The 6,700-nt window shown below is 70.8% G+C and carries 8 protein-coding genes; 5 read left to right on the forward strand and 3 right to left on the reverse strand.

Annotated elements, in window-relative coordinates:
- Window positions 1–294 precede the first annotated feature (294 nt).
- Window positions 295–405 (forward strand): DUF397 domain-containing protein, encoded by a 111-nt coding sequence (locus tag ABTZ94_RS38090; protein ID WP_502967362.1) that lies wholly within the window; start codon window positions 295–297, stop codon window positions 403–405.
- 128 nt (window positions 406–533) lie between these two features.
- Here ABTZ94_RS38090 and ABTZ94_RS35485 read toward each other — a convergent pair whose 3' ends face one another.
- Window positions 534–1,256 carry a class F sortase gene (locus ABTZ94_RS35485; RefSeq protein WP_351207237.1) on the reverse strand — a complete coding sequence of 241 codons (723 nt, stop codon included), beginning with the start codon at window positions 1,254–1,256 and terminating at the stop codon, window positions 534–536.
- Between the two features lie 313 nt (window positions 1,257–1,569).
- On the opposite strand from ABTZ94_RS35485, the gene ABTZ94_RS35490 reads away from it, so the two are divergent.
- Both ABTZ94_RS35490 and ABTZ94_RS35495 read left to right on the forward strand, forming a co-directional pair.
- Entirely contained in the window at window positions 1,570–2,448 is an 879-nt protein-coding gene (locus tag ABTZ94_RS35490; RefSeq protein ID WP_351207239.1) for a hypothetical protein, read from the forward strand.
- A 555-nt stretch (window positions 2,449–3,003) separates the two neighbouring features.
- Window positions 3,004–3,132: a hypothetical protein gene (locus tag ABTZ94_RS35495; protein ID WP_351207247.1), complete on the forward strand. Its 129-nt coding sequence runs from the start codon at window positions 3,004–3,006 to the stop codon at window positions 3,130–3,132.
- On the opposite strand, the gene ABTZ94_RS35500 is transcribed toward ABTZ94_RS35495, so the two are convergent.
- Both ABTZ94_RS35500 and ABTZ94_RS35505 read right to left on the reverse strand, forming a co-directional pair.
- Complete coding sequence (locus tag ABTZ94_RS35500; protein ID WP_351207241.1) at window positions 3,129–3,986, reverse strand: transglutaminase-like and tetratricopeptide repeat-containing protein; 858 nt, start codon at window positions 3,984–3,986, stop codon at window positions 3,129–3,131. The genes ABTZ94_RS35495 and ABTZ94_RS35500 overlap by 4 nt on opposite strands.
- 18 nt (window positions 3,987–4,004) lie before the next feature.
- Window positions 4,005–5,006, reverse strand: coding sequence for a GNAT family N-acetyltransferase (locus ABTZ94_RS35505; RefSeq protein ID WP_351207243.1), 1,002 nt, complete (start codon window positions 5,004–5,006; stop codon window positions 4,005–4,007).
- 117 nt (window positions 5,007–5,123) lie between these two features.
- On the opposite strand from ABTZ94_RS35505, the gene fdxA reads away from it, so the two are divergent.
- Together fdxA and dapC are read left to right on the forward strand one after the other, a co-directional pair.
- Entirely contained in the window at window positions 5,124–5,444 is a 321-nt protein-coding gene (gene fdxA / locus ABTZ94_RS35510; protein ID WP_018956287.1) for a ferredoxin, read from the forward strand.
- 123 nt (window positions 5,445–5,567) lie between these two features.
- Complete coding sequence (gene dapC / locus ABTZ94_RS35515; RefSeq protein WP_351207245.1) at window positions 5,568–6,665, forward strand: succinyldiaminopimelate transaminase; 1,098 nt, start codon at window positions 5,568–5,570, stop codon at window positions 6,663–6,665.
- The last annotated feature ends 35 nt before the right edge of the window (window positions 6,666–6,700 follow it).

A 6,700-nucleotide genomic window follows, 5' to 3' on the forward strand; every position in this document is an offset into this window, starting at 1 on the left:
ACCTCTTCCATCTCCTCAGGAGTCACACCTGAAAGAAGATCACAACCCTACTCCTGCTTGATTATCCGGGGTACCTAACAAAGCCCTACTAGTGCTGTGACCGGATGCCGCCCGTTCCACGGCGATTCGGCACATCGTCCCGGGCGACCCGTCCCTGCCCGCGTGGCGCAAGTCCAGCTACAGCGGCGGCGGCGAGTGCCTGGAGGTCAGCGAGGCGTACGCGACCTGGCGCACATCCTCGTACGGCGGTGGCGCCGGCGGCGACTGCCTTGAGGAGAACGACTCCCGCACCGCCTGTGTCCCCGTCCGTACAGCAAGAACCCGCACGGCCCGGCCGTTGTCTTCGCTGCCTCGGCCTGGACGCCGTTCGTCGCGGCGGTCAAGGGCGACGGCCTGCGGCGCTGACGAAGAACGGGCGCGTCGGCCAACTCCGGTACACGGAAAGCCGGTCGGGGCGGTGCGGACTCACGGTCCGCGCCGCCCCGTACGACTTTCCGGCCGGTGAATGGCCGCGGCGCGGTGCCGACCGCCGGTCAGCCGCTCTTGGAGGAATCGAGGTGGGCGAAGGCCACCACGTTGTCCTCGTAGTCCTTGGCTGCCCTGTTGTACGGGCCTCCGCATGTGATCAGGCGCAGCTGCGCGTCCGGGGTGTCGGCGTAGACCCGCTTGTCCGGGAACTTCGCCTTGCTGAACGTCTCGACGGAGTCGACCTTGAACGTGGCGACCGAGCCGTCGGCGCGCATGATGTCGACCGTGGAACCGGGCTTGAGGAACTGGAGCTGGAGGAAGACGGCAGGACCGGTCGTCGTGTCGACATGGCCCGCCACGATCGAGGCACCGCGCTCACCGGGGGCGACACCGCCCTTGAACCAGCCCACCAGGTTGCTGTCGTTCGGGGGCGGCGGGTTCAGCTGACCGGTGGGGCCGATGGACAGCTCGGCGAACGGTGCGTTGATGGCAAGGGACGGAACCTGCAGCCGCGTCGGGACGGAACGCGCCATCGCCGGGCCGACGGCGGACGCCGACGGGGTGACGGGCCGGGGGGCGGCATGGGAGCCGAGAATCTCGGGTACGACGGGCGCGACGATGGTGGCGGGCGGGGGCGGCGGCTTGTCGTCGACCGAGGGGTTGATGGAGTTGTAGATGAGGAGCATGCCGAGCCCGGCTGCCATGGCGGGCCACATCAAGGCGCGGCCTAGCGTGGTTCCGGGGGCAGTCCGGGATGGGGTGGAGCCGGGCGACTGCGAGGCGGCCATGGGAACGTGCCTTTCGGTTGTGCGGTTGTGCGGTGTTGCGGAGGAGGGGGTGGGAGAGAAACGGAGGGGGAGGCGGGGTAGGTGAAACAGGGGGCAGGGGTGTGCAAACGAAGCCGCCGCGGCCGCCGCCCCGAGGGACGACGGCCGCGACAGATGAACGACCGGTCAGTCGTTGGGTCTCCGGTCAGGCGATCGTGCCCCCCGACGACTGACGGCGGCGCAGCTTGTACGCACCGACGCCGAGGCCACCGATCAGCAGCGCCGAGCCGGCGGCCAGGCTGCTGTTGGTCATCGCCATCCCGCCGCCACCGGTGTGGACGCCGCCGCTGGGCTTGCCCTCGCCACGGCCACCCTCGTCGCCACCGCGGCCGCCTTCGTCGTCGCCGCCACGGCCACCCTCGTCGCCACCGCGGCCGCCTTCGTCGTCGCCGCCACGGCCACCCTCGTCGCCACCGCGGCCGCCTTCGTCGTCGCCGCCACGGCCACCCTCGTCGCCGCCGCGGCCGCCTTCGTCGTCGCCGCCACGGCCACCCTCGTCGTCGCCGCCTCGGCCGCCTTCGTCGCCGCCGCGACCGCCACGGCCGCCGTGGTCGTCGGCGAGGACGCCGGCCATGAAGCCGCCACCGGCTTGGACGCCGCCGCGAGGCCTGTCGCCGCCTTCGTCGTCGCCGCCTCGGCCGCCCTTGTCGCCGCCTTCGTCGTCGCCGCCTCGGCCGCCCTTGTCGCCGCCGCGACCGCCTTCCTCGTCGCCGCCACGGCCGCCTTCGTCGCCACCTCGGCCGCCCTTGTCGCCACCTCGGCCGCCCTTGTCGCCGCCACGGCCGCCTTCGTCGTCGCCGCCGCGGCCACCCTCGTCGTCGCCGCCGCGACCACCTTCGTCGCCGCCACGGCCACCTTCGTCGCCGCCGCGACCGCCTTCGTCGTCGCCGCCGCGGCCACCCTCGTCGTTGCCGCCACGGCCACCTTCGTCGGAGTCGGACCCTCCGCGCTCGTCGCCGCGAGAGGACGGGGATCCGTTGCTGTGTCCCGAGTCCGCTGCCGTGGCCATGGCGTAGGCGGAGGGACCGGTAATGGCAAGGACCGCCGTGACAGCGGCCGTAGCGAACAGTGTGCGGGCAGAGCGCATCTGAACACGTTCCTTTCGCCGCGGCTGCGAAGAGTGACTGGGTGTCGACTCATTGTGGCGCAGTAGCGACGTGATCCACCGTCAGTCAAAATGTGGATTTTCGCCAACGGGAAATGCCGCACGAGGGGCATGTCGTGAGCCCTTCGGGTGGCGAAATACAGATAATCACCCGTTGGCACGCATTCGGCGCCGCGTGAGGTTTGGGTGACGGCGGTCCACTCGTTTGCCAGATTTTCTGATCGGCGGCGCGATAGCTGTCCCGGCCTGCCATGATCCCTCGGCGAACGCCAACGCATCGCAGTGGATGCATAGTTGAGGCAAGTCCTCCCGGTGTGTCCGGTGGAAGGTGCGTGCGCGGTGCCTCGCTGGAGTGCCCGTCCGGAGCCGCCTTTGAATCCATTTGGCGGCGCTTGTGATGCGCCGATGCCCGATCTGTTATTCGACCGTCGGATGTGATGGCGGAGGGAGGGAGGCGGACGGGCCGGTAAATCGGTAGTCGTGCGGGGCAGATCCCTGCTGCACCCCCCCGCAGCACTCGATCGGCCGAGGAGAAGATCATGCGCGGAACTCTCATGTTCATTCAGACGGAAATTTCCACCGATCTCGAAAACATGGAGTTTCGTGCACACGCTGAATCCGGGAATTCAGGCGCATGTCGACGCCGGTACGGCAAGCCTGACCGAGCGGCTGCTCCACACCGCCGGTGTGATCGACCGGATCGGCAGCGTCGACGACGGGAACACGCCCTAGTTCAGCAGCGCCCGCGCCGCCCGCGCCCGTCGCCGGATCGCCTCCGCGGCCTCTGGTTCGACCCTGTCGACCACATCCGCGTACTCCTCCATCTCCGCCGCCCCGCGCAGAAACTGCCCGCTCTGTACGAGTAGCTGCGCCCGCTCGTAGCGCAGCCTGGCCGGATGCGAGGGCAGCAGCAGCGACAGGTCCACCGCCCACAGCGCCACATCCGTCCGCTCCGGACGGGCCGCCGCCCACGCCCTGATGTTGTTCAGGATCCGCAGCACGATCTCCAGCGGCCGCGCGGGCACCAGCATCGACTCCTCCAGGGGCTCCCCGGTCGCCCCCGCCACCAGCAGCTCTGCGTCCTGCCCGGTCATCGGCCGGCCGCCGTCGAACGGGTCGGCCAGCACCCGCTCCGAAGGATCACCGAACCCGACGACGAAGTGACCGGGCAGCGCCACCCCGTACACCGGGGCGCCCGCCCGCCGCGCGACCTCGATCCACACCACGGACAGCAGGATCGGCAGCCCGCGACGCCGGCGCAGCACCTCGTGCAGCAGCGACGACTCCAGCCGCTGGTAGTCCGCCGACGAGCCCGCGAAACCGCACCGTCCGCCGAGAAAATCGGCAAGCGCCGAGGCCCAGGCCCGGCCGCCCCGCATCCCGTACGGAAGCCGGCCCGCCAGCTCGTCCAATTCGATCTGCGCCGCGTCGATCCCGTTCGCGTCCAGCGCCGGGTCGGCCACCGAGCCCAGCAGCAGGCAGAGCAGCGCGAGGTCCGGCCGCTCGGCGCGCGCCTCCTCGGCGAACTGCCGGCGCAGCTCGTCCATGCCGGGGCGCTCGGGCTGCTCGGGGTGGTGAGGATTCATCGGGCTCGTCCGTCTCCGTCACGCCGGCCGGAAGTGGTGATACAGGTGATGGACCGCGAACCCCATGCCCTCGTACAGCCCCCGCGCCCCCTCGTTGTCCTTCTCCACCTGGAGCCACGCCGCCGACGCGCCCTCGTCCAGGGCCTTGCGGGCGAGCGCGGTCATCACGGCGGTGGCGAGCCCGCGGCGCCGGTGGGCGGGATCGACCTCGACGGCCATGAAGCCGGCCCACCGCCCGTCCACCACGCACCGCCCGATCGCCGCGGGAGCCGCGCCCTCGGTGTCACCGGGCACCGACGCGAACCACACCGAGGGACCACCGCGCAGCACCTTCAGGACGTGCGGCCCCGGGGTGTCGAAGCGCTGATAGCGGGAGAGCCATGTCTCGTCGAGGTCCGGGCTCAGCCGAACCTCCGACACATCCGCGTTCAGATCACCGATCGGCGCCAGCGCGGCGATCCGTACCTCCGTCGTCACCTCGCGCCGCCATCCGCGCTGCTCCAGCTCCGCGCAGAGCTGCTCCTGAGTGCCCTCGGCGCCGGTCGCGGTCTGGATGTACGCGGGCAGGCCCCGCTCCCCGTACCACTGCCGGACGCGTCCGAGCGCCTCGTCGAGCGGCAGGCCCGGATCGCCGAGCGGCAGCACGGAGTTGGCGCGCCGGGTGAACCCCTGCGCGGCGCGCAGCTGCCAGTCGCCCAGCGGCTCACTCTCCACCGGCTGCCAGGCGCGGGCGCAGACGGGTGCGAGCTCGTCGAAGGAGGCCGCGGGGCCGCGCCGCCGGGCCGGGGCGGAAGGCACGACCTTGCCCGCCACCAGCGTCGACTGCGCGATGCGGACGGAGTCTCCGCTCTTCGTTGTGATCGACAGCACACCACTGTCCCACGATGTGAGAACGCCGATCGTGTCGGTGAACTTCGGTCCCTGTGAGCCGTGCTCGGCCGTACGCCGGACTGATACCCGTTTGCCCACGTCAGCCGGTGTAATTCGGACTTCGAGTTGTCCGCCGATGGTGAATTCCACAGCTCTGTCCGCCCCTCCTGTTCGGTTCGTGCCCGGGAACGGAGATACTAGGGGCGGGCATCGACGACGCCGCGCTCCCGCGCGAGAGCCAACGCCCTACCGAGGAGGAACGACAGCGTGACCTACGTCATCGCGCAGCCTTGTGTCGACGTGAAGGACAAGGCCTGCATCGAAGAGTGCCCCGTCGACTGCATCTACGAGGGCCAGCGGTCCTTGTACATCCACCCGGACGAATGCGTCGACTGTGGAGCCTGTGAGCCGGTGTGCCCGGTCGAGGCGATCTTCTACGAGGACGACACCCCGGAGGAGTGGAAGGACTACTACAAGGCGAACGTCGAGTTCTTCGACGACCTCGGGTCGCCCGGTGGCGCCTCCAAGCTGGGCCTGATCGAACGCGACCACGCGTTCATCGCTGCGCTGCCGCCGCAGAACCAGTAGTCAGCGGTCGGCGCGTGCGTCGCCCCGGTCCCGTACGGCTCGTCACCGTGCGGGACCGAGGCGTTTTTGCGCCCGAGCGCCCCGAGCAACCCTCGGAACCCCCGTACGAGAAAGCAGAGATCCGTGTCCGCAGTCTCCTCCCGTCTCCCGGCCTTCCCCTGGGACAAGCTCGCGCCCTACAAGTCGACGGCCGCCGCCCACCCGGACGGCATCGTGGACCTGTCCGTCGGCACGCCCGTCGACCCGGTGCCCGAGCTGATCCAGCGGGCGCTCGTCGCCGCCGCGGACAGCCCCGGCTATCCGACGGTGTGGGGGACCGCCGAGCTGCGTGACGCAATCACCGGCTGGGTGGAGCGGCGGCTCGGCGCGGCCGGGGTGGCGCACGAGAACATCCTGCCGGTCGTCGGCTCCAAGGAGCTGGTGGCCTGGCTGCCGACCCAGCTCGGTCTCGGCGCGGGCGACAAGGTGGCGTACCCGCGCCTCGCCTACCCGACGTACGAGGTGGGTGCCCGGCTCTGCGGCGCCGAACCCGTCGTCTACGACGACCCGACGGATCTGGACCCGGCCGGCCTGAAGCTGCTCTGGCTCAACTCGCCGTCCAACCCGACCGGCCGCGTCCTGTCCAAGGACGAGCTGATCCGGATCGTCGCCTGGGCGCGCGAGCACGACGTCCTGGTCTTCAGCGACGAGTGCTATCTGGAACTGGGCTGGGAGGCCGAGCCCGTCTCCGTACTGCACCCGGACGTCTGCGGCGGTACGTACGAGGGCATCGTCGCCGTCCACTCGCTCTCCAAGCGCTCCAACCTGGCCGGATACCGCGCGGCCTTCATCGTGGGCGACGCGGCCGTGCTCGGCGAGCTGCTGCTGCTTCGCAGGCACGGCGGAATGATGACGCCGGCCCCCGTCCAGGCGGCGACCGTCGCGGCGCTCGGCGACGACGAGCACGTCGCCGAGCAGCGGACCAGGTACGCGGACCGGCGCGCGGCCCTGCGCACGGCGCTGGAGGCCCACGGCTTCCGGATCGAGCACAGCGAGGCGAGCCTCTACCTGTGGGCGACGCGCGACGAGCCGTGCTGGGAGACCGTGGCGTACCTGGCGGAGCTCGGCATCCTGGTGGCGCCGGGCGACTTCTACGGGGCGGCCGGCGACCGCTTCGTACGCGTCGCGTTCACGGCGACGGACGAGCGGGTGGCCGCCGCGGTCAAGCGGCTGGCCCGATAGCCGGCAGTACACGCGAGGGGCCCCGGGAGTGGGCT

This window comes from Streptomyces sp. NPDC002785 (genome assembly GCF_040295565.1).
In the GTDB taxonomy this organism is placed as follows: Bacteria; Actinomycetota; Actinomycetes; order Streptomycetales; family Streptomycetaceae; genus Streptomyces.